Origin of the sequence: Mariniflexile maritimum, assembly GCF_009746565.1 — a bacterium.
GTDB lineage: Bacteria > Bacteroidota > Bacteroidia > Flavobacteriales > Flavobacteriaceae > Mariniflexile > Mariniflexile maritimum.
In genome coordinates this window covers 272,956-292,627 of sequence record NZ_WRPN01000004.1, presented here as the reverse complement: position 1 = coordinate 292,627, position 19,672 = coordinate 272,956, and the positions used below count along the sequence as shown (strand labels likewise).

At 38.1% G+C, this 19,672-nt stretch carries 21 protein-coding genes and 1 tRNA gene; 12 read left to right on the top strand and 10 right to left on the bottom strand.

The window, feature by feature from the left end; translation table 11 throughout:
* Positions 1-207: 207 nt before the first annotated feature.
* The 4 genes from thrS (at position 208) to rplT (ending at position 3,511) form a co-directional block, all read left to right on the top strand.
* On the top strand, positions 208-2,142 hold the full coding sequence (gene thrS, locus GQO80_RS08445) for a threonine--tRNA ligase (RefSeq protein WP_157207910.1): 1,935 nt from the start codon (positions 208-210) through the stop codon (positions 2,140-2,142).
* A gap of 33 nt (positions 2,143-2,175) precedes the next feature.
* Positions 2,176-2,718 carry a translation initiation factor IF-3 gene (gene infC / locus GQO80_RS08440; protein ID WP_157207909.1) on the top strand — a complete coding sequence of 181 codons (543 nt, stop codon included), beginning with the start codon at positions 2,176-2,178 and terminating at the stop codon, positions 2,716-2,718.
* 85 nt (positions 2,719-2,803) lie between these two features.
* Positions 2,804-3,001 carry a 50S ribosomal protein L35 gene (gene rpmI / locus GQO80_RS08435; RefSeq protein ID WP_157207908.1) on the top strand — a complete coding sequence of 66 codons (198 nt, stop codon included), beginning with the start codon at positions 2,804-2,806 and terminating at the stop codon, positions 2,999-3,001.
* A gap of 165 nt (positions 3,002-3,166) precedes the next feature.
* Positions 3,167-3,511 carry a 50S ribosomal protein L20 gene (gene rplT, locus GQO80_RS08430; protein ID WP_157207907.1) on the top strand — a complete coding sequence of 115 codons (345 nt, stop codon included), beginning with the start codon at positions 3,167-3,169 and terminating at the stop codon, positions 3,509-3,511.
* 83 nt (positions 3,512-3,594) lie between these two features.
* On the opposite strand, the gene GQO80_RS08425 is transcribed toward rplT, so the two are convergent.
* A complete protein-coding gene (locus GQO80_RS08425) occupies positions 3,595-4,017 on the bottom strand; it encodes a secondary thiamine-phosphate synthase enzyme YjbQ (protein ID WP_157207906.1) in 423 nt (140 codons plus the stop codon).
* Positions 4,018-4,171: 154 nt separating this feature from the next.
* On the opposite strand from GQO80_RS08425, the gene GQO80_RS08420 reads away from it, so the two are divergent.
* Both GQO80_RS08420 and GQO80_RS08415 read left to right on the top strand, forming a co-directional pair.
* A complete protein-coding gene (locus tag GQO80_RS08420; protein ID WP_157207905.1) occupies positions 4,172-4,615 on the top strand; it encodes a hypothetical protein in 444 nt (147 codons plus the stop codon).
* A 29-nt stretch (positions 4,616-4,644) separates the two neighbouring features.
* Positions 4,645-5,109 (top strand): hypothetical protein, encoded by a 465-nt coding sequence (locus GQO80_RS08415; RefSeq protein WP_157207904.1) that lies wholly within the window; start codon positions 4,645-4,647, stop codon positions 5,107-5,109.
* Between the two features lies 1 nt (position 5,110).
* Here the strand turns inward: GQO80_RS08415 and GQO80_RS08410 are convergent, their stop codons facing one another.
* The 6 genes from GQO80_RS08410 to tgt form a co-directional block, all read right to left on the bottom strand.
* Entirely contained in the window at positions 5,111-6,295 is a 1,185-nt protein-coding gene (locus GQO80_RS08410; RefSeq protein ID WP_157207918.1) for an asparagine synthetase B, read from the bottom strand.
* A 201-nt stretch (positions 6,296-6,496) separates the two neighbouring features.
* The gene (dnaB, locus tag GQO80_RS08405; protein WP_157207903.1) at positions 6,497-8,038 is read right to left on the bottom strand and encodes a replicative DNA helicase; all 1,542 of its coding nucleotides are present in this window, start codon (positions 8,036-8,038) and stop codon (positions 6,497-6,499) included.
* 168 nt (positions 8,039-8,206) lie between these two features.
* Positions 8,207-9,160, bottom strand: coding sequence for an acetyl-CoA carboxylase carboxyltransferase subunit alpha (locus GQO80_RS08400; RefSeq protein ID WP_157207902.1), 954 nt, complete (start codon positions 9,158-9,160; stop codon positions 8,207-8,209).
* 68 nt (positions 9,161-9,228) lie between these two features.
* Complete coding sequence (locus GQO80_RS08395) at positions 9,229-10,125, bottom strand: DMT family transporter (protein ID WP_157207901.1); 897 nt, start codon at positions 10,123-10,125, stop codon at positions 9,229-9,231.
* Positions 10,112-11,194, bottom strand: a complete 1,083-nt coding sequence (locus GQO80_RS08390; RefSeq protein ID WP_157207900.1) for an LptF/LptG family permease — start codon at positions 11,192-11,194, stop codon at positions 10,112-10,114. The genes GQO80_RS08395 and GQO80_RS08390 overlap by 14 nt, the downstream gene beginning before the upstream one ends.
* 114 nt (positions 11,195-11,308) lie before the next feature.
* Complete coding sequence (tgt, locus tag GQO80_RS08385; RefSeq protein ID WP_157207899.1) at positions 11,309-12,439, bottom strand: tRNA guanosine(34) transglycosylase Tgt; 1,131 nt, start codon at positions 12,437-12,439, stop codon at positions 11,309-11,311.
* 207 nt (positions 12,440-12,646) lie between these two features.
* Between tgt and GQO80_RS08380 the strand changes: the two genes are divergently transcribed.
* Positions 12,647-13,282 (top strand): outer membrane beta-barrel protein, encoded by a 636-nt coding sequence (locus tag GQO80_RS08380; RefSeq protein WP_157207898.1) that lies wholly within the window; start codon positions 12,647-12,649, stop codon positions 13,280-13,282.
* 68 nt (positions 13,283-13,350) lie between these two features.
* On the opposite strand, the gene GQO80_RS08375 is transcribed toward GQO80_RS08380, so the two are convergent.
* The gene (locus GQO80_RS08375; RefSeq protein ID WP_157207897.1) at positions 13,351-14,286 is read right to left on the bottom strand and encodes an FKBP-type peptidyl-prolyl cis-trans isomerase; all 936 of its coding nucleotides are present in this window, start codon (positions 14,284-14,286) and stop codon (positions 13,351-13,353) included.
* Between the two features lie 148 nt (positions 14,287-14,434).
* Here GQO80_RS08375 and GQO80_RS08370 point away from each other — a divergent pair, with 148 nt between their 5' ends.
* Together GQO80_RS08370 and GQO80_RS08365 are read left to right on the top strand one after the other, a co-directional pair.
* Positions 14,435-14,836 carry an RNA-binding S4 domain-containing protein gene (locus GQO80_RS08370; protein ID WP_157207896.1) on the top strand — a complete coding sequence of 134 codons (402 nt, stop codon included), beginning with the start codon at positions 14,435-14,437 and terminating at the stop codon, positions 14,834-14,836.
* Between the two features lie 89 nt (positions 14,837-14,925).
* Complete coding sequence (locus GQO80_RS08365) at positions 14,926-15,429, top strand: phosphoribosyltransferase family protein (RefSeq protein WP_157207895.1); 504 nt, start codon at positions 14,926-14,928, stop codon at positions 15,427-15,429.
* Here the strand turns inward: GQO80_RS08365 and GQO80_RS08360 are convergent.
* Positions 15,421-15,942 (bottom strand): shikimate kinase, encoded by a 522-nt coding sequence (locus GQO80_RS08360; protein WP_157207894.1) that lies wholly within the window; start codon positions 15,940-15,942, stop codon positions 15,421-15,423. The two genes, GQO80_RS08365 and GQO80_RS08360, sit on opposite strands and share 9 nt — an antisense overlap.
* Positions 15,943-16,076: 134 nt before the next feature.
* On the opposite strand from GQO80_RS08360, the gene GQO80_RS08355 reads away from it, so the two are divergent.
* Positions 16,077-16,152 (top strand) — tRNA-Lys (locus GQO80_RS08355).
* 109 nt (positions 16,153-16,261) lie between these two features.
* On the opposite strand, the gene GQO80_RS08350 is transcribed toward GQO80_RS08355, so the two are convergent.
* Positions 16,262-17,341 carry a substrate-binding domain-containing protein gene (locus GQO80_RS08350; RefSeq protein ID WP_157207893.1) on the bottom strand — a complete coding sequence of 360 codons (1,080 nt, stop codon included), beginning with the start codon at positions 17,339-17,341 and terminating at the stop codon, positions 16,262-16,264.
* A gap of 179 nt (positions 17,342-17,520) precedes the next feature.
* On the opposite strand from GQO80_RS08350, the gene GQO80_RS08345 reads away from it, so the two are divergent.
* Together GQO80_RS08345 and uxuA are read left to right on the top strand one after the other, a co-directional pair.
* On the top strand, positions 17,521-18,348 hold the full coding sequence (locus tag GQO80_RS08345) for an SDR family oxidoreductase (RefSeq protein WP_157207892.1): 828 nt from the start codon (positions 17,521-17,523) through the stop codon (positions 18,346-18,348).
* Positions 18,349-18,369: 21 nt separating this feature from the next.
* On the top strand, positions 18,370-19,548 hold the full coding sequence (gene uxuA, locus GQO80_RS08340) for a mannonate dehydratase (protein WP_198037739.1): 1,179 nt from the start codon (positions 18,370-18,372) through the stop codon (positions 19,546-19,548).
* Positions 19,549-19,672: the final 124 nt, after the last annotated feature.

Genomic DNA, 19,672 nt, shown 5'->3' with positions numbered 1-19,672 from the left:
GTCGGCGCGCTTTTGGCACCCACGCTCCGCCCTTTGCCCGTGCCATCGATGGCACGGGCAACGCCCCAACGGGCGCGGGGACTCGGAGCGCAAAGCCCGAAACCCGAGGGGAACGCCGTAAAACAATTACTAAAAATTATACCTATATATATATTGTGTGTATTTGTTTATACTGTTATCTTTGCACACTGAATTAAAATTATATTAATGATACATATTACATTGCCCGATGGAAGTGTGAAAACGTTTGAAGCGAACGTTACACCTATGGAAGTTGCTAAGAGCATAAGTGAAGGATTTGCCCGAAACGTGATTTCGGCTAAATTTAATGATACGACTGTGGAAACGGAAACGGCTTTAACAACGGACGGTTCGTTGGTTTTATATACTTGGAACGACAACGAGGGCAAAACGGCATTTTGGCATTCGTCGGCACACGTTTTGGCACAAGCCATTGAGGAACTTTACCCTGGTGTGAAGCTTACCATTGGGCCTGCAATTGAAAATGGGTTTTATTACGATGTTGATTTTGGCGAACACAGTATTTCTGAAAAAGATTTTAAAACCATTGAGGACAAAATGTTGGAGATTGCACGTGGGAAGCATGATTTTAAAATGCGTTCGGCAACCAAGGCGGAAGCATTGGCTTTATATAAAGGCAATCCATTTAAAACGGAATTGATAGAAAACTTAGAGGACGGCACCATTACATTTTGTGACCATGCTACGTTTACCGATTTATGCCGTGGTGGCCACATACCCAATACGGGCATAATAAAAGCAGTAAAAGTGTTGAGTGTTGCGGGGGCGTATTGGAGAGGCAATGAAAACAATCCGCAATTAACGCGAGTGTATGGTATTTCATTTCCAAAACAAAAAGACCTTACCGAATACTTAGAATTACTGGAAGAAGCGAAAAAACGTGACCACAGAAAACTAGGCAAAGAATTGGAATTGTTTACGTTTTCACAGAAAGTGGGCCAAGGTTTGCCTTTATGGCTACCCAAAGGTGCCGCATTGCGCGAGCGTTTAGAAAACTTTTTAAAAGCGGCTCAAAAGAAAGCGGGCTATGAGATGGTTGTAACGCCCCATATTGGGCAGAAAGAACTCTATGTCACTTCTGGACATTATGCCAAATATGGCGCTGATAGCTTTCAACCAATTAGCACACCCAAAGAAGGTGAGGAATTTTTGTTGAAACCCATGAATTGCCCACATCACTGCGAAATTTATAACAACAGCCAATGGTCGTATAAAGATTTACCCATACGCTATGCCGAGTTTGGCACCGTATATCGATACGAGCAAAGTGGCGAACTGCATGGTTTAACCCGCGTAAGAGGCTTTACCCAAGACGATGCCCATTTGTTTTGTACACCAGAACAGTTGGATGCCGAGTTTAAAAACGTAATTGATTTGGTGCTTTATGTATTTGGTTCTTTAGGGTTTGAAAATTTTACCGCACAAGTATCATTGAGAGATCCTGAAAACCCAGATAAATACATAGGTAGCCTAGAAAATTGGGAAAAGGCCGAAAATGCCATTATGAGCGCTACTATCGACAAAGGCTTAACCTATACGGTTAAAACCGGGGAAGCCGCTTTTTACGGCCCAAAACTGGATTTTATGGTAAAGGATGCGTTGGGCAGACAATGGCAATTAGGCACCATTCAAGTTGATTACAACTTACCCGAGCGTTTTAACTTAACCTATAAAGGAAGCGACAACGAATTGCACAGACCGGTAATGATACACCGTGCCCCCTTTGGAAGCATGGAGCGTTTTATTGCTATTTTGCTGGAACATACCGCTGGTAATTTCCCACTTTGGTTGATGCCCACACAGGCTATTATACTGTCAATTAGCGAGAAATATGAAAAATACGCCGAAAAAGTTTTAAATTTGCTGGAAAATGACGAAATTCGCGCCCTTGTTGACCATAGGAATGAAACCATTGGCAGGAAAATAAGGGAAGCCGAAATGCAAAAACACCCTTATATGATTATTATTGGGGAACAAGAAGAGAAAGAAAACAAAATAACCGTACGACAACACGGTGGGGAAGATCTGGGAATGATTACCATTGCAGACTTCTCGAAAATCATAAAAACAGAAATAAGCAAAACGTTAAAACCGTTTTAAATAAGTTTAACTTAAAAATATAACGCCATAGCAATTAGAAGAAAATCGCAACCCGCCAAAAGGGTTTCACAAGAGGATAAACATAGAATTAACTCTAAGATTAGTGCACCAAACGTTCGGCTTGTAGGAGAGAATGTTGAAATAGGTGTGTATTCTACCAGAGATGCTTTAAAAATAGCAGAAGAGCAAGGATTTGACCTGGTAGAGATTTCACCAAATGCAGACCCTCCTGTTTGTAAGGTTATGGATTATAAAAAGTTTCTTTACGAACAAAAGAAACGTGATAAAGTTATAAAAGCGAAAGCCACAAAAGTTGTGATTAAAGAAATTCGATTTGGACCACAAACCGATGACCATGATTACGATTTTAAGAAGAAGCATGCCGAAAAATTCTTGAAAGAAGGCGCCAAACTAAAAGCGTTCGTGTTTTTTAAAGGGCGTTCCATCATCTTTAAAGAACAAGGGCAAATTTTATTGCTACGCCTAGCCCAAGACCTTGAGGAATTTGGAAAAGTAGAACAAATGCCACAACTGGAAGGTAAACGTATGACCATGTTTATTGCTCCAAAGAAATAAAAGTATATCTTATGTAAAATAAGATGCTGAAAATACATTCAGCACACCGTAATTAAGCGAATTAATTAAAACCTAGGAAAAGAAAATGCCTAAAATGAAAACAAAATCGAGTGCCAAAAAACGCTTTAAGCTAACTGGTACTGGTAAGATTAAAAGAAAGCACGCTTTTAAAAGTCACATCTTAACAAAGAAGTCTAAAAAACGTAAGCTCGCTTTGACGCATGATACAATAGTAGATAAGGCGGATGAGAACAATGTTAAATTGATGTTGCGCTTAAAGTAACAGCAAATTTAACCGGTTAAAATAAATTATAAACCCTGGAGTTAGGCCATAAAAAGAGTTAAAAGTTAAAAGTTAAAAGTTAAAAGTTAAAAGTTAAAAGTTAAAAAACTAATGACTAACGACTAGCAACTAAAAACCGCCTACTACAAAAAAACAATTAAAATTATGCCAAGATCAGTAAATTCTGTAGCAAAAAGAGCCCGAAGAAAAAAGGTTCTAAAACAAGCAAAAGGCTTTTTCGGACGTCGTAAAAACGTTTGGACAGTAGCAAAAAATGCGGTTGAAAAAGCGATGCAATATTCGTATAGAGACCGTAGAGCAAAAAAGAGAACATTCCGTGCCTTATGGATTGCCCGTATAAACGCAGGCGCCAGAATTCATGGACTTTCTTATTCTCAATTTATGGGAAAATTAAAAGCGAACGATATTGAGCTAAACCGTAAGGTTTTGGCCGATTTAGCTATGAACAACCCAGAGGCCTTTAAAGCCGTAATAGAGAAAGTAAAATAAGGCGTTTTCGCCTATTGTAAAACATATTATATTCGCTTAATATATGAGAAATCCGGTTCTTTTGAGTCGGATTTTTTTTTATATCATACCCCAAAGGCCGTCATCACCAATTCCCTTGAACCGCCATGGTTCCGGTGCTCACACAAATAAATACCTTGCCAAATCCCTAAATTCAATTTTCCTTGCGTAATTGGTATTTGTACGGAAGCACCCAATAGAGATGATTTAATATGTGCCGGCATATCATCGGCACCTTCGTAATTATGTTTATAATATGGCGCATTTTCTGGCACCATTTTATTGAAATGGGCTTCAAAATCTTCTCTCACCGTAAAATCGGCATTTTCATTAATGGTCAAGCTTGCCGAGGTATGCTTTATAAAAACCTGCAATTGTCCCATTTGTATTTGGCCAATTTCAGGAATAGCGTTTAAAATAGTATCGGTTATAAGATGAAAGCCCCTAGCATAAGGTTTCAATTTTAGTTGTTTTTGAAAGCATTTCATAATTTTATATGCGTTGAGAACGGATAATTTCATTTAATTAATTTCATAGCCTAAATTTAATTATAAAATAGCTTCCATTGCAATTTATTATTTTTATCACGCAACCATTTAGGTTTTTTAACATCTAAACAATATTAACTCAAATTGAAAAAACATGAAACGTACCCTAATTTTTGCATTTTTTAGCCTACTCGCATTTACCAATTGTTCCATAGACAATAATAACGAAACCCCACAAGTATATGTTACCTACTGGCATTTAATAAACGTAAGTGGTGGAGTTGCCGGTGTTGATAAAGATTTCCCCATGGATAAGATTGTTTGGAACTTTAATGATGCTACCGGAAAATTAACCGTTAAAAATACCAATACCGACAACACCATTGAAGATGGTTTTGATACAGGTTCATACAACTTTTCGGTTACCGAAGTTGGCAGTGAAAAATACCTTGTGATAAATTCCAATGAATTTGGCGGCTTCACGTTTACAGAGACACAATTAGTAATCAACCAAAATAAAATTTCAAATGGTACTGGAGCCGATGGCTTTATCTATACCTTTAAAAGAGTGGTTGTTATTGAAAATCAACCTATTTAAAAGTTCATTCCATTTTTCATACTGTAAACATGAAATATATTTTAGGTTTTTTACTTGTATGCATTAGTTTACTTAGTTGTACCACCAACGATACCGGTGAAACAAGCAAAATAGATTATCTTATTTTTGGTCGGTTTTATGGTATGTGTATTGGAAAAAGCTGTGTCACCAACTATAAATTAACCAACAGCACCCTATTTGCAGACACCAACAATGATTATTCGCATACCGCATTTAATTTTGTGGCGTTGGATGCTGATAAATTTGGGCAAGTAAATGACCTCATGGATTTTTTCCCATCAAAATTATTGAATGAAAAAGAAACCGTTTTGGGCTGTCCAGATTGCTACGACCAAGGCGGTGTTTTCATTCAAATATCAAAAAACGGCGTTGTTAAAAGTTGGCGTATAGACACCAACAAAAACGATGTTCCCGCCTACTTGCACAGCTTTATGGATAAAGTGAATGAAAAAATGGCCTTGTTGAGCAAATAATTTACGTTTTCTGCTTCTTCTTTTTGGCTGCGGGAAACAAAATATTATTTAAAATCAATCGGTAACCGGGCGATGTTGGATGCAAGTCCAGTTCGGTTTTGGAGTCGCCCACTTTATGTTCATAATCTTCCGGATCGTGACCGCCGTAAAAAGTAAAAAAGCCCTTTCCTTTAATACCGTGAATATATTTAGCTTCGCCATTGGCTTTGTTTTCACCTAAAACCAACACGTTCGATTTTATTTCCTCACGGGTAAATGCCGTGGTTTGCCCCATAAATCCTTTAACCAAAGCCGTATGGTTTTGGCACAACATGGTTGGAATTGGGTCCCATTTTGCCGAAAATTCCATTAGCGAAAAATAATCGGCCGTTTTTGGAATCATGCGCTTTTGGGTCATGTCAATGGAAGAAAACTCGTAAACCATCGGGTTTCTTTCCAAGATAAAATCGGTAAAGGCAAAGGTTTTATTATAATCTATTTTGTTTTGGTAGCCAGAATCGCTGCCATCGCCATCAAACATGGGTTCGCAAATATCAACACCTTCAGCCGCCAACGCAATATCAAAACTATCGGTAGCACTGCACATAGCGAACATAAAGCCGCCGCCAATAACATAATCGCGAATTTTTAAAGCAACGGCCAACTTTTCTTCAGAAACCTTATCATACCCCAACTTTGTTGCCAAAGCCTCAGCATCCTTTTTATCTTGTATGTACCACGATGCCGCTTTGTAGGCACCATAAAATTTGCCATATTGACCCGTAAAATCTTCGTGGTGCAGGTGCAACCAATCAAACGCCAACAGGCCATCATTCAGCACTTCTTCATCGTAAATGGTTTCATAAGGAATCTCAGCATATTGCAAAACCATGGTTACGGCATCATCCCAAGGTTTTTTGCCATGGGGCGTATAAACTGCAATTTTAGGGGCTTTCTCTAAAATAACGGCCTCCATGTTTTGGCTTGGGCTGCTTATTTCATCCAGAATACTTTCGGTTTTTGCGTTGGAAAGCACTTCAAACGACACTCCACGAATTTGACATTCGCGTTGGATCTCTTGTGTATCGGGCAATAAGAAAGAACCACCCCGATAGTTTAGCAACCATTTCACTTTCAGTTCCTTAGAAAGCGTCCAATAGGTTATGCCATAGGCCTTTAAATGGTTTTTTTGGCCTTCGGCATCCATAGGAATGAGGATATACGATGCGAAAGCACTTGAGGTAATAATGAAAAATGAAAAAATAAGGATGCGTTTTTTCAAAATGAAATAAAACTTAATGAGATTTCACGGTCGTTTCTTCTTCGAAATGACTAATTATTCAAAATTTATGCTGAAAGATACTTAAATTTTCTTCTTAATTGAACGTCTTTAACAGAAGATTAATCCTTAAAACGGCACATCATTATCTTCATCATCGTTAAACGAACTGCCAAAGGCTTGGTCGGGGCTGGCTTTAAAGGAATCGGTTTTGTAAGTATCGTCGTTGGCGGCGGCATTCATTTTGGAATGGTACTCGAAAGGCGAATCATAAACGTCCAAATTATCGAACTTTCCTAAATGCCCAATAAACTTTAATCGGATGTTCTCCAAACCACCATTACGGTGCTTTGCCACAATAAATTCGGCTTGCCCTTCGGTTGGAGAGCGTTCCTCGTCATCCCATTCATCAATTTTATAATATTCGGGTCTGTATATAAAGCTCACAATATCAGCATCTTGCTCAATAGCGCCCGATTCCCTTAAATCTGAAAGCAAGGGGCGTTTGCTACCGCCACGGGTCTCCACGGCACGCGATAATTGCGACAGGGCAATAACTGGTACATTCAACTCTTTTGCCAAGGCTTTTAGGTTTCTTGAAATCATCGAAATTTCCTGTTCACGGTTACCGCCGTGGCTATTTCCACCGGTCATTAACTGCAAATAATCGATGATAATCAATTTTATGCCATGTTGCGATGATAACCGGCGCGCTTTGGCACGCAGGTCGAAAATGGATAGTGACGGGGTATCGTCAATAAACAAGGGTGCTTTTTCCAAGCCTTTTACCTTTACGTTCAGTTGTTCCCACTCGTGCTTTTCTAGCTTTCCGGTACGCAATTTTTCGGATGATAATTGTGTTTCACTAGAAATTAAACGGGTTATTAATTGAACCGACGCCATTTCTAAAGAGAAAAATGCCACAGGAATATTTTGATCGACTGCAATATTTCTGGCCATAGACAGCGTTAAAGCCGTTTTACCCATACCGGGGCGTGCAGCCACAATAATTAAATCGGAAGGTTGCCAACCAGACGTTAATTTATCGAGTTTGTGGAAACCGGTAGGAATCCCGCTCAAACCTTCTTTATTTGAAATTTCCTCAATTTTCTTTTTTGCTTGAATAACCAACTCTTGGGCCGTTTCGCTCGATTTTTTTATATTGCCTTGGGTAACTTCGTATAATTTTGATTCTGCTTTATCCAATAAATCGAAAACATCTTTGGTTTCATCATACGAATCCTCGATGATTTCACTTGAAATCTTGATCAAGCTACGTTGAATGAATTTCTGTAAAATGATGCGTGCATGAAACTCGATATGCGCCGAGGATGATACTTTTTGGGTTAGGGAAATAAGGTAAAAATCGCCCCCGGCCAACTCTAATTTTGAGTTTTTTTTGAGCTGTGTTGAAACTGTTAATAAGTCAACCGGCTCGCTATTTTCAAACAACTGGAAAATAGCTTCAAATATGTGCTGATGGGCTTCTTTGTAAAAAGCTTCAGAACTTAAAATATCGATAACCTCATCTACGCCTTTTTTGTCAATCATCATAGCGCCCAACACAACCTCCTCTAAATCAAGAGCTTGTGGCGGTATTTTTCCTTTTTCAAGACTTATAAGCGTACTTTTATCTACTTTGTATCCTTTAATTTGGTCGGGTTGTTTCATAACAGCGAAAGTAACTAAAAAGAAGGTGTTTTTAATAAAAAATGGCCTTGTGATTGTTCACAGTCCATCAACAATTTAACTGTTGATAACTTTAAATTATTGTCAATAACACAAAAAAAATCCGGAGCGAAACTCTCCAGATTTAAAAATACAGTTGGTATTGCGGCATTAATCTTTAAATACGCCCATTTGGCTATATTTATCCATGCGTTTTGCAACCAATTCTTTTGGTGATAAGTTTTTTAAGGCTTCGTAAGATTTTACAATGGCATTGCTAACCGATTGAAAGGTTTTTTCACGATCGCGATGTGCGCCACCAAGTGGTTCCTTAATAATTTCGTCAACAAGTTTTTGTTTTTTCATATCGCTGGCGGTAAGTTTTAAAGCTTCGGCGGCTTGTTCCTTAAATTCCCAACTACGCCATAAAATAGACGAGCAAGATTCTGGGGAAATAACGGAGTACCACGTGTTTTCAAGCATTAAAACCACATCGCCCACGCCAATGCCCAGTGCACCGCCCGATGCGCCTTCGCCTACAATAATGGTGATGATGGGCACTTTTAAACGTGTCATTTCCAGAATATTTCGGGCAATGGCTTCACCTTGGCCCCGTTCTTCAGCTTCCAAACCAGGATATGCACCGGGAGTATCGAGAAGCGTAACAACGGGAATCCCGAATTTTTCGGCAGATTTCATTAAGCGTAAGGCTTTTCTATATCCTTCTGGGTTTGCCATTCCAAAATTTCGGTATTGGCGCGTTTTGGTATTGTACCCTTTTTGTTGGCCAATAAACATAAAACTTTGGTCGCCTATTTTTCCCAAACCGCCAATCATGGCTTTATCGTCTTTAAAACCTCTATCGCCATGTAGTTCCAAGAACGTGTCGCCGCAAATGGCCCTAATATGGTCAAGCGTGTAAGGCCTATTGGGGTGGCGCGATAGTTGCACGCGTTGCCATGCGGTTAGGTTTTTATAGATTTCCTTTTGGGTTGCAATTAACTTTTTTTCAATATTAGAACAAGTATCTGTAACATCAACATCGCTTTCGGTGCCAATGAGTCGGCATTTCTGCAATTGATCTTCAAGTTCTTTTATGGGGAGTTCAAATTCTAAATATTCCATAAGAATTTTGTTTTGCTATTAATCAGTGGTTAATGTACAAATATAAAAACTTTAATTTTTATAAAAAGCTAAGAACGTTTTCTTTTTATGAATCTTATGTTTTTAAGAATGGCATTGAGCAACACCGTGGTAATGATTAAAATAGCGCCATAATAAAAATAAGAACTCATCTGTTCCTTCTCTGGAAACAGGATAACGGCCAATATAATGCCGTAAACGGGTTCTAGGTTATAGCTTAAAACCACTGTGTAGGGACTAATAACTTTCATTATGTGCACTGCCGCAATAAAGGCATAGGCCGTACAAACCGATGCTAAAATGAAGAGATAGCCAAAATCGGAAGCACTTAAATTAAAAAACGATTTAGAAAAACCGCCGCCAAAAAGTAAAATATAAATGGAAATAAAAAACACGCCGCTTAAAAATTCGTAAAATGAAATGACGATTGGCGTATGCCGTTTTAAAAAGCTTCCATTTAAAACCGCAAACAAGGACGATAAAAAAGCCGATAAGATTCCTAAAACAATACCCGTTATGTATTTTATTTCACTTTGTGTAATAATTAAAACCCCTATTATCACCACGATACCAAATAAGATTTCATACCAGATGATACGCCGTTTGTAAATAATGGGCTCTATCAACGATGCAAAAAAAGCACCACAAGAAAACATGGCAAGGGTGATAGAAATGTTTGAGGCGTCGATGGCACCAAAAAAAGTAATCCAATGCAAAGCGATGATGATACCCGCTATTGAAAGCCTGATAATTGATTTTGGTTGAATTGTGATGTTGACCCTAGCTATTTTTATGTAAACAAACATTAAAATAGAAGCCATAACCATTCGAAACCACACCAAGGGAATGGCCGTAATGGTAATTGCTTCGCCCAATATGGCCGTAAAACCAGCAATAAAAACCAAAAAATGAAGATGCAGGTGATTTTTTAACTTAACGCTTAGCATGCTGCAACAGATAGATGGCCAAAAGCCCAAAAATAACATTTGGGAACCAAACGGCCACTAATGGCGAGAAATCGGATTGTTCGGCCATAACCCCAAATATTTTATCGAAAAACACAAAAACCATGGCAATACAAATGCCCACGGCCAGATTTACGCCCATACCACCACGCCTTTTTATGGAAGAAACCGCCACGGCAATAATGGTTAAAATAAAAACAGAAACGGGCAAGCTCCATTTTCGGTACAAAACCAATTTAAAACGCCCCACATTTGAGGAGCCCCTAGCCTCTTCCTTGGCAATGAATTGTTTTAAATCGCCATACATTTTGGTTTCGGCAGCATAAATAACAGGAATTAAATCATCGGCATCGAATGAGAACAAGGTGTCCTTGCTGGCTTCTATTTCTAGTGCGTCTTTATCTTCGCCCACAGTGCGCTTTACATAATTTGATAATCGGTAAATGGTATCTTCCTCAATGTAGTGAATGTTATTGGCGGTAATTTTGTATTTCAGTTTATTGCCTTCAAAGTGTTCCAGGGTAAAATCGCGCCCAATTTTGTTGGCAACATCAAAACTGCTTACATATATAATTTCGTTATCGTTAATTTGCCTAAAAACGTTCACATTGGTATCTTCAAAAGCTGTTTTTCCCTTTTTCAAATATTTATAAGTAAAATCATTAAAACCCTCACTGGCTTTTGGCGCTAAATAAAGCCCCAATAATATGGACAGTATGGCAACTATGGTAGCCCCAATTAAATAGGGCCTTAGAAACCTTGTGAACGATACGCCCGAACTTAAAAAGGCGATAACCTCGGTATTGTTTGCCAATTTTGAAGTGAACCAAATAACGGACAAGAATAAAAATAGCGGGAACAGTAAATGAGCAAAATAGATGGTGAAATTGTAAAAATAGATAAGCACTTCTCCCAATGGCACCTCGTTTTCAAGGATCCTTCCAATTTTTTCGGCAAGATGCACGGTTATCCCAATAGGAATAAACAGCAACAGCATCATAAAAAATGTGAAGAGATAACGCTTTAATATGTACCAGTCTAGTATTTTCAATGAGTTGTTTGGTGTTTGTTGTTGGTTGTTAAGTTGTTTGTTGTTAAGTTGTTAAGCTGTTAAGCTGTTAAGTTGAAATAACTTTTAACTTTTAACTTTTAACTTTTAACTTTTTTACAATCTATTATCCATTTGTTTTACCATTTGGTCTTTCCAAGTTCTAAAATCGCCTGCTAAGATATGTTTTCTTGCTTCACGAACCAACCATAAATAAAAACCAAGATTATGAATGGTGGCAATTTGTTTTCCTAAAAGTTCATTAACAGAGAATAAATGGCGTAAATAGGCTTTAGTATATTCGGTATCCACAAAGGTAATTCCCATGTCGTCGATAGGTGAAAAATCTTCGGCCCATTTTAAATTTTTTATGTTGATGGTACCATGTGCCGTAAAAAGCATGCCGTTTCTAGCATTTCTTGTGGGCATCACGCAATCGAACATATCAATACCCAACGCAATATTTTCCAAAATATTGATTGGTGTGCCAACGCCCATTAAATAACGTGGCTTATCTTCGGGTAAAACAGCGCAAACCACTTCGGTCATGGCATACATATCTTCAGCGGGTTCGCCTACCGAAAGGCCGCCAATGGCATTTCCAAAAGCACCTGCATTGGCAATATATTCGGCCGATTGCTGCCTCAAATCTTTATAAGTACTCCCTTGAACAATTGGGAAAAAAGCTTGGTTATGGGCATATTTTAAAGGTGTTTTATCCAAATGGCTTATACACCTATCCAACCAACGGTGCGTCATGTGCATCGAGCGTTTTGCATAATTATAATCGCATGGGTAGGGTGTGCACTCATCAAAAGCCATGATAATATCGGCACCTATGGCACGTTGTATTTCCATCACGTTTTCGGGCGTAAAAATGTGGTAACTACCATCAATATGCGATTTAAATTTAACACCTTCTTCCTTGATTTTTCTGTTGGATGACAGTGAATATACCTGGTAACCACCAGAATCGGTCAAGATGTTCCGGTCCCAATTCATAAATTTATGAAGACCGCCCGCTTTTTCAAGAATCGTTGTTTGCGGGCGTAAATAGAGATGATAGGTGTTCCCAAGGATAATATCGGGGTCTATATCGTTTTTTAGCTCGCGTTGGTGTACGCCTTTTACCGTTCCCACAGTGCCCACCGGCATAAAAATGGGCGTTTCAATAACGCCGTGGTGGGTGGTTATTTTACCTGCTCTGGCTTTGCTTTGTTTATCTTGGGCGAGTAATTCAAATTTCATTTATATCTTATTTCATAACGGTATAGGGAGCATGAGCCTCTATTTTTAATCCGTTTTATCATATTTTTGAACGATACCATTTTAAAAAACAGTATTCAGTGGGCAAAGATAAATAACTGAAAAATGATATTGATTGTTATGAAAGAAAATAATTTCTGTTTGTAAACGTTTTTATATTAGATTTAAAAATCAAAAAAAAGACCCTATATGAAACATTTAAAAAAAATTTATGCCTCCTTTAATAGCGCAAAGGCTATTAGTAAACAGTTATTATTTTCATTGGCGCTTGCGCTCATGGCCCCTATGGCAATTCTAGCGCAAACTGGTACTGGAATCGGACTCAAAGCCGGTTTAAACTACAATGGCAATGGCGATTATTTTGAATCGGTTAGTACAAATGCCCAACACCCCGATAGAAACGTGGGTTACCATGTTGGTTTGTTCGGAAAAATTGGAACTAAGGTTTATTTTAAGCCCGAAGTGGTTTATACAAGCACCAAAAGCGATTACAAAGATGCTGATTTTAAAATGCAAAAACTAGATGCCCCATTATTGGTGGGCATAAAAGTATTAGGCCCTGTAAGCGTTTTTGGCGGTCCTGCATTGCAATACATTTTAGATACCGAATTTGATGGTATTTCCATTAATGATGTTGAAAACGACTTTTCGGTAGGATTGAATTTTGGCATTGGCATTAACTTTAAAAAAGTAGGTATCGATTTAAGGTACGAACGCGGATTTAGCGATAATGAAGCTGAATTTATAAACAACAACATCAATATACCAGATAGGTTGGATACCCGACCCGACCAACTTATTTTAAGCGTATCGTTGCTTTTGTAGTTGTAGGAGCCCAATAATAACAAAAAAACCTCGCGCTTGCGAGGTTTTTTTGTTTAAAGCTATGTTGTTTATTGTTTTTTTATAACATCGGTTTTATCTAAATAATTAGGTATGCCGTTGCCATTGGAATCATCGTTTCTTGGGTTGCCGTCTTTATTAATATCTTCATCAATGGTTAAAATACCGTCGCCATCATCATCGGTGTCCAAATAATCGTATATGGGGAAACCGTTACTGGGGTTGAAATCGCCATCGGTATTATCGAATAATTCACCATCGCCATTAATATCCTCGAGGTATGAAGGCACGCCATCCTTATCGTGGTCATTTTGATAGGCCTGTAACAATTCAAACTTAAAGATAATAGGTGAGTAAGCAGGAATTGCTCCACTCGATTGCGAGAAGTAGCCTAAACCTGAAGGTAAAAACATAACACCCAACCCTTTGTTAGAATATGTAACGGTACCATCTGCATTTTCAACAAAACTTTCGGCGGTATTAAAATCTGGCAAAACCCTATTCCAACCGGGTATTAAGCCGGTTAAATCGAACAATACCGGTATTACTGAACTATCGAAAATAACGTTCTGCAATGAAAAACCTTCATAAACCACCCGTACATTATCGGCAAATGTAGGTGAAGCATTTCCCCCTCCTTGGTTCAATTTAAGAACAAAGTACTCATAATTTGTTTCGGCATACACCGTTTTTTTTGATTCGCCCACAGCATCCTTAAGTTTAACATAGCCAACAGGGGGCGTTTCATTGGCTTTCACTTTTTTAATAATTATATCCGATATGCTTGGGTTGGGATTGGATACAAAGTCGCTCGCGTTGTAATAATGGGTCTCTAAATAGTTGTTTAAAGAATCCATGTCAACTACTTGTTGTTCGGTTCTATCCCGTATTTCAATAGGTTCAATAGTTGGGGTATCATCTTTTTTACACGATATAAAACCAATGGTTAAGCCAATAACGCACAAACTAATTTTTCTTAAATTCATTAGGTGTTTTAATTATTTAGGAGCAAACTTATTTTTAGATTTATTTTAACCTTAATAAACGTTGTAATATTCCTTATTTTTGAGGCGCAAGATACAATTTTAATATAATTTTGCATAACAACATTAACGTAGTTTTTAGAATAAATATATGCGCATAGACAAGTATTTATGGTGTGTGAGGTATTTTAAAACCCGAACGCTGGCTACTACGGCCTGCAGAAAAGGGCATGTACGGATTAACCAAGAACCCGTTAAACCCAGTAGGGAAGTGTTTCCGCAGGATATTATTGACCTAAAAAAGGACCAAATTAATTATCGCCTTAAAGTAAACGCTATTCCCGAAAGTAGGATTGGCGCTAAATTGGTTGATATTTATAGAACCGATACCACGCCCAAAGAACAATTTGAAGCACAAGCACTTTTAAAATACTCAAAGGACTATTATAGAAAAAAAGGCGTTGGCAGGCCTACCAAAAAAGACCGACGCGACATTGCCGATTATACAGATGATGCCATCTTGACCCAGAATGATGACGACTCGGAAGAATGAGCTGATTGCGTTTTGGACATATCAAACAGAAAAAAACGATGTTTCCAGATGAAAATGATTAATTTTATACTTAAAAACAGCAAAAAACCATGAATGTTACCAATAACGTGATACTAAACCACGAAGAAATCAACCATAAAATAAGACGCATTGCCTTTCAAATTTATGAAAATAACGTGAACGAAACCGAAGTTATATTAGCCGGAATCGCCACGAATGGTTATATTTTTGCTAAAAAGCTGAAAGCGGTTCTTGAAAAAATATCGGATATAAACCCAATACTTTGCAAGGTTACTATTGATAAAAAAAATCCGGGGCAGCCTGTTAAAACCTCAATTGCTTCGGAAGATTACGAAAACAAATCGTTGGTGCTTGTTGATGATGTGTTAAACTCGGGCACCACCCTAATATATGGTGTTAAGCATTTTTTAAATGTCCCTTTAAAACAATTTAAAACCGCGGTTTTGGTTAATAGAAACCATAAAAAATATCCTGTTAAGGCCGATTTTAAAGGCATTTCACTTTCAACATCTCTACACGAGCATGTAAGCGTTGTGCTTGAAGGCAAAAAATTTGAAGTGCTATTAGAATAGTTTTAAAATCAATTCTTCAACAATATCCATCTCAGATTTATGGTCTGTTGTAACCGTAAATTCCGCTAAACCGTAAAATTGGGAGCGTTCAAACAGATGCTTAGCAATAAATTCGGTAAGCATCGCCTCCGTTTCAATATGGGCTATTAAAGGCCGCTTGCTTTTTTCGTTTTTCAGTCTGGAAACCAACGTAGGTACAGACGCTTTTAAATAAAAACTTTTAGCATTTGCTGTATTTAAAATTACGTTCATGTTATTTCCATAACAGGGCGTGCCACCTCCTACCGATAGCACGATGTTGCTTGTATGGGATAAAAGCTCGTTTAAACAATGGGTTTCCAGCTTTCTAAAGGCTATTTCTCCATGCAATTGGAAAATGGTACTAATGGGCGCGTTTTCTTTCTCCTCGATGTAATCATCCAAATCCAGAAAGCCATAATTTAGTTTTTTTGCTAAAATTCTTCCTATTGTGGACTTTCCAGAAGCCATATATCCAATTAAAACTACAATCATTATTCTGCTATAATTTGATTATTAAAAACATACGTTTTAGTAGTGCAAAAAAACAAAAAATTCTTTTAAAAAAGTCTTGTTTTATTGAAAATAGGTTTTATATTTGCACCCTCGTTACAGAGAAACAAAAACACGACCTGGTAGCTCAGCCGGTAGAGCATTTCACTTTTAATGAAAGGGTCCTGGGTTCGAATCCCAGCCCGGTCACCAAGAAGGATAAAATCCTTAAAAAAAACCCTGATAATCAAATTATTATCAGGGTTTTATCATTTATTTATGTTTATATTTCCTACTTTTTAAGTTGGTTTTTTTTATAAACTTATTTCTCAAATTCCTTCTCAAATAGCTTTTGGTTAATATCGTTATACATTACATTTTCTTTTGTGAGTATATCAATAGGAAGATATATTTTGCTTTCGGGCATTTTGTTTTTTAACAAAAAATCGACCATAATGCGAACCGACTCATAACCCTGATCAAAAGGTTTTTGGGATATTAAAAAAGAAACGCTCCCATTTTTAAGACATTCCATATTTTGTGGCGTATTATCAAAACCCACCCATTGTAGGCTACTTACCACCTGTTCATTTAACGAATTTACGATTGTTGAAATTCTACTTGATGGAACAAAAACACCTCCAACACCAGCATGCTCGGTTAAAAATGATTGGATGGTTTGCTGCATCTTGGTGGTTGCTACCAAATCTTCAATTTTCAAGTTCAACAGTTCAACTTTAATATTATTGGAGTTAAAATAGTTACAAAAGCCTGTTATTCTATTTGAAATAGCATTATTGCCCCTCACGCTATCCCTAGACTGAATTGTTAGAAAAGCAAGACTTTTAGGCGCGCATAAATACATTAACTTGCCAGCGATATAGCCTGCGGTGTACGAATTTTGCCCTACAAATGCTTTGTTTCTAAAGCCATCCACATCAACATTCAAAAACAAGTAATCGATAGTTTCGTTTTCCATTTGCTCAACCATTTGTTTGGTCTCTTCAATAAACATGGGCACAAAAATAACTGCCGATGGTTTGCTTTTTAATGACCGTTGAAAGGATTCTATATACGACTGCTTATCATATTGGTCAAATTTGAAATTCACAATGTTTATTCCAATATTCTTAAGTTCTTCACTGGCTTTTAATACGCCTAAGTGTGGGGCTTTCCAAAAAGCATCGGCATCGGCATATTCGGGCATGAGCACTGCAATATGGTGTTTGTTCTTCATGGCAAGGGCACTAGCAATGGGGTTGATGCTAAAGTTGGTGCTCTCAAGAATTTTTTTAACTTTAGCTTCGGTTTTCTTTGAAACCCCGCCCCTATTATGCAACACCCTGTCCACCGTACCCTCCGATACGTTTGCTTCCTTGGCTATATCCTTAATTCTTACCATCCGCTTTTATATTTTGAAGCCACTAACCTATAATAAAAAATTAAAAACCCTAATTATTTGGGCAATTTAAGAAGATTATTGGAACTTTCGTGTGCGCACACTAATTTTTGTTATATTTGCGTGTGCGAACACGAAAACTAAAGTTCAGGATCGCATTAATTATAAAACTCAATAAAAATATGGGCAAAGTAGTAGTATTAACGGGTGCAGGTGGCGTATTATGCAGTACACTTGCAAAAGCACTGGCAAAAAAAGGGCATAAAATAGCTGTTTTGGATTTGCGTTTGGAAGCAGCCGAAAAAGTAGCAAACGACATTATAAGTGAAGGCGGAATAGCCATAGGTGTTGCCGCAAACGTTTTGGAAAAACAATCGTTAGTTGATGCCAAAACCATTATTAATGCAAAGTTGGGTAGTTGTGATATTTTAATAAATGGCGCTGGTGGCAACCACCCGCTAGGAACCACCACAAACCCTTATTTATTGGAAAAAGATTTGCTAAATGGTACCGAAGGTTTTAAAACCTTTTTTGATTTAGACTCTAAAGGCATTGAATTTGTTTTTAACTTGAACTTTATTGGCACGTTACTCCCCACCCAAGTTTTTGCTAAAGATATGGTTGGAAAAAAAGGATGCAGCATTTTAAACATTTCATCCATGAACGCTTTCACGCCTTTAACTAAAATACCTGCTTACAGTGGTGCAAAAGCAGCCGTTTCAAACTTTACCCAATGGTTGGCGGTGCATTTTTCAAAAGTGGGCATTCGGGTTAATGCTTTGGCGCCCGGTTTTTTTCTTACCGACCAGAACAGAGCACTTCTTACAACCGAAAACGGCAATTTAACCGAACGGGGCAATACCATTATTGGCCAAACCCCTATGGGACGTTTTGGTGAACCGGAAGATTTAATAAGCACAACCTTGTACTTATGCGATGACGCTTCTTCCTTTGTAACCGGTATTGTAATCCCTATCGATGGCGGTTTCAGTGCCTTTAGCGGTGTTTAACAACTTATAAAATCAATAAAAATGGAACAAACTTGGAGATGGTACGGCCCTAAAGACCCTGTATCGTTATCAGACATAAAACAAGCCGGAGCAACAGGAGTGGTTTCGGCATTGCACCACATACCCAATGGTAATGTGTGGACCATAGATGAAATTAACGAACGAAAAGCAGCCATAGAGCGCGTTGGACTAACCTGGAGTGTTGTGGAAAGCATTCCTGTGCACGAAAACATAAAAACACGCTCTGGAAATTTTAAAACCTACATTGAAAACTACAAAAAAAGCATCGAAAACCTAGCAACATGTGTCATCCACATTGTTTGTTATAATTTTATGCCCGTTTTGGATTGGACCCGAACCGATTTGGGTTTTGTTGTTGAAGATGGCTCCAAAGCGCTTCGGTTTGATAGAACTGCTTTTGCAGCCTTTGAACTGTATTTATTAAAACGCCCTGGTGCAGAAACAAGTTATCCTGATGAAGTTAGGGCCGAAGCCAAAGCCTATGTAGAAAAACTATCGGATAGCGAAAAACAACAATTGGTAAAAAACATTATCGCAGGATTGCCCGGTGCCGAAGAAGGCTATACGCTTGAACAATTTCAAACCATCCTGGACACGTATTCTGGCATAGATGCCGATAAGTTAAGGGAAAACCTGGTTTTGTTCCTAAAGGAAATCATCCCGGTTGCATCAAAAAATGAGGTATTAATGTGTATTCACCCAGACGACCCGCCATATCCCATTTTAGGCTTACCGCGTGTAGTAAGCACCGAAGCCGATTATGCCCATTTGTTCACCGAAGTTCCCAACAGATCGAATGGGATTACGTTCTGTACAGGATCATTAGGGGTACGAGCCGATAATGATTTGGTTCAAATATTTAAGCGTTTTGCTGATAGGGTTCACTTTTTACACCTAAGAAGTACCCAACGCGACGAAAAAGGCAACTTTTATGAAGCCAACCATTTAGAAGGCGATGTGGACATGTTCAATGTTGTAAAGGAAGTGATTATTGAGGAAAAAAGACGCAAGGCCACAGGCATGAAAGATGCCATCATCCCGATGCGTCCAGACCATGGCCACCAAATGCTTGACGATTTACACAAAAAAACCAACCCGGGCTATTCAGGCATAGGAAGGTTGCGTGGATTGGCAGAACTTAGAGGTTTGGAATTTGGCATCAAAAAATGCCTAAATTAAGTAACCTGTTTAAATTATTTTAAAGGCTTCTTCGGAAGCTTTTTTTTGTAAAAAGTTAATGGTCAAAAATAGTTGGTGAAACCCTTTGAAGGCTATATAAACAAAGGGCTAAGTTAAAGTTTAT

What these genes read in the sequence shown, in the direction of transcription:
- GQO80_RS08410 (WP_157207918.1), bottom strand. Translation starts at nt 6,295, where the DNA reads ATGGATGCCGAAGGCCAAAAAAACCATTTAAAGGCCTATGGCATAACC.
- thrS (WP_157207910.1), top strand. Translation starts at nt 208, where the DNA reads ATGATACATATTACATTGCCCGATGGAAGTGTGAAAACGTTTGAAGCG.
- GQO80_RS08420 (WP_157207905.1), top strand. Translation starts at nt 4,172, where the DNA reads ATGAAACGTACCCTAATTTTTGCATTTTTTAGCCTACTCGCATTTACC.
- GQO80_RS08370 (WP_157207896.1), top strand. Translation starts at nt 14,435, where the DNA reads ATGCGCATAGACAAGTATTTATGGTGTGTGAGGTATTTTAAAACCCGA.
- dnaB (WP_157207903.1), bottom strand. Translation starts at nt 8,038, where the DNA reads ATGAAACAACCCGACCAAATTAAAGGATACAAAGTAGATAAAAGTACG.
- GQO80_RS08395 (WP_157207901.1), bottom strand. Translation starts at nt 10,125, where the DNA reads ATGCTAAGCGTTAAGTTAAAAAATCACCTGCATCTTCATTTTTTGGTT.
- GQO80_RS08375 (WP_157207897.1), bottom strand. Translation starts at nt 14,286, where the DNA reads ATGAATTTAAGAAAAATTAGTTTGTGCGTTATTGGCTTAACCATTGGT.
- GQO80_RS08425 (WP_157207906.1), bottom strand. Translation starts at nt 4,017, where the DNA reads ATGAAATGCTTTCAAAAACAACTAAAATTGAAACCTTATGCTAGGGGC.
- GQO80_RS08350 (WP_157207893.1), bottom strand. Translation starts at nt 17,341, where the DNA reads ATGGTAAGAATTAAGGATATAGCCAAGGAAGCAAACGTATCGGAGGGT.
- rplT (WP_157207907.1), top strand. Translation starts at nt 3,167, where the DNA reads ATGCCAAGATCAGTAAATTCTGTAGCAAAAAGAGCCCGAAGAAAAAAG.
- tgt (WP_157207899.1), bottom strand. Translation starts at nt 12,439, where the DNA reads ATGAAATTTGAATTACTCGCCCAAGATAAACAAAGCAAAGCCAGAGCA.
- rpmI (WP_157207908.1), top strand. Translation starts at nt 2,804, where the DNA reads ATGCCTAAAATGAAAACAAAATCGAGTGCCAAAAAACGCTTTAAGCTA.
- GQO80_RS08400 (WP_157207902.1), bottom strand. Translation starts at nt 9,160, where the DNA reads ATGGAATATTTAGAATTTGAACTCCCCATAAAAGAACTTGAAGATCAA.
- GQO80_RS08380 (WP_157207898.1), top strand. Translation starts at nt 12,647, where the DNA reads ATGAAACATTTAAAAAAAATTTATGCCTCCTTTAATAGCGCAAAGGCT.
- uxuA (WP_198037739.1), top strand. Translation starts at nt 18,370, where the DNA reads ATGGAACAAACTTGGAGATGGTACGGCCCTAAAGACCCTGTATCGTTA.
- GQO80_RS08365 (WP_157207895.1), top strand. Translation starts at nt 14,926, where the DNA reads ATGAATGTTACCAATAACGTGATACTAAACCACGAAGAAATCAACCAT.
- GQO80_RS08345 (WP_157207892.1), top strand. Translation starts at nt 17,521, where the DNA reads ATGGGCAAAGTAGTAGTATTAACGGGTGCAGGTGGCGTATTATGCAGT.
- GQO80_RS08360 (WP_157207894.1), bottom strand. Translation starts at nt 15,942, where the DNA reads ATGATTGTAGTTTTAATTGGATATATGGCTTCTGGAAAGTCCACAATA.
- GQO80_RS08415 (WP_157207904.1), top strand. Translation starts at nt 4,645, where the DNA reads ATGAAATATATTTTAGGTTTTTTACTTGTATGCATTAGTTTACTTAGT.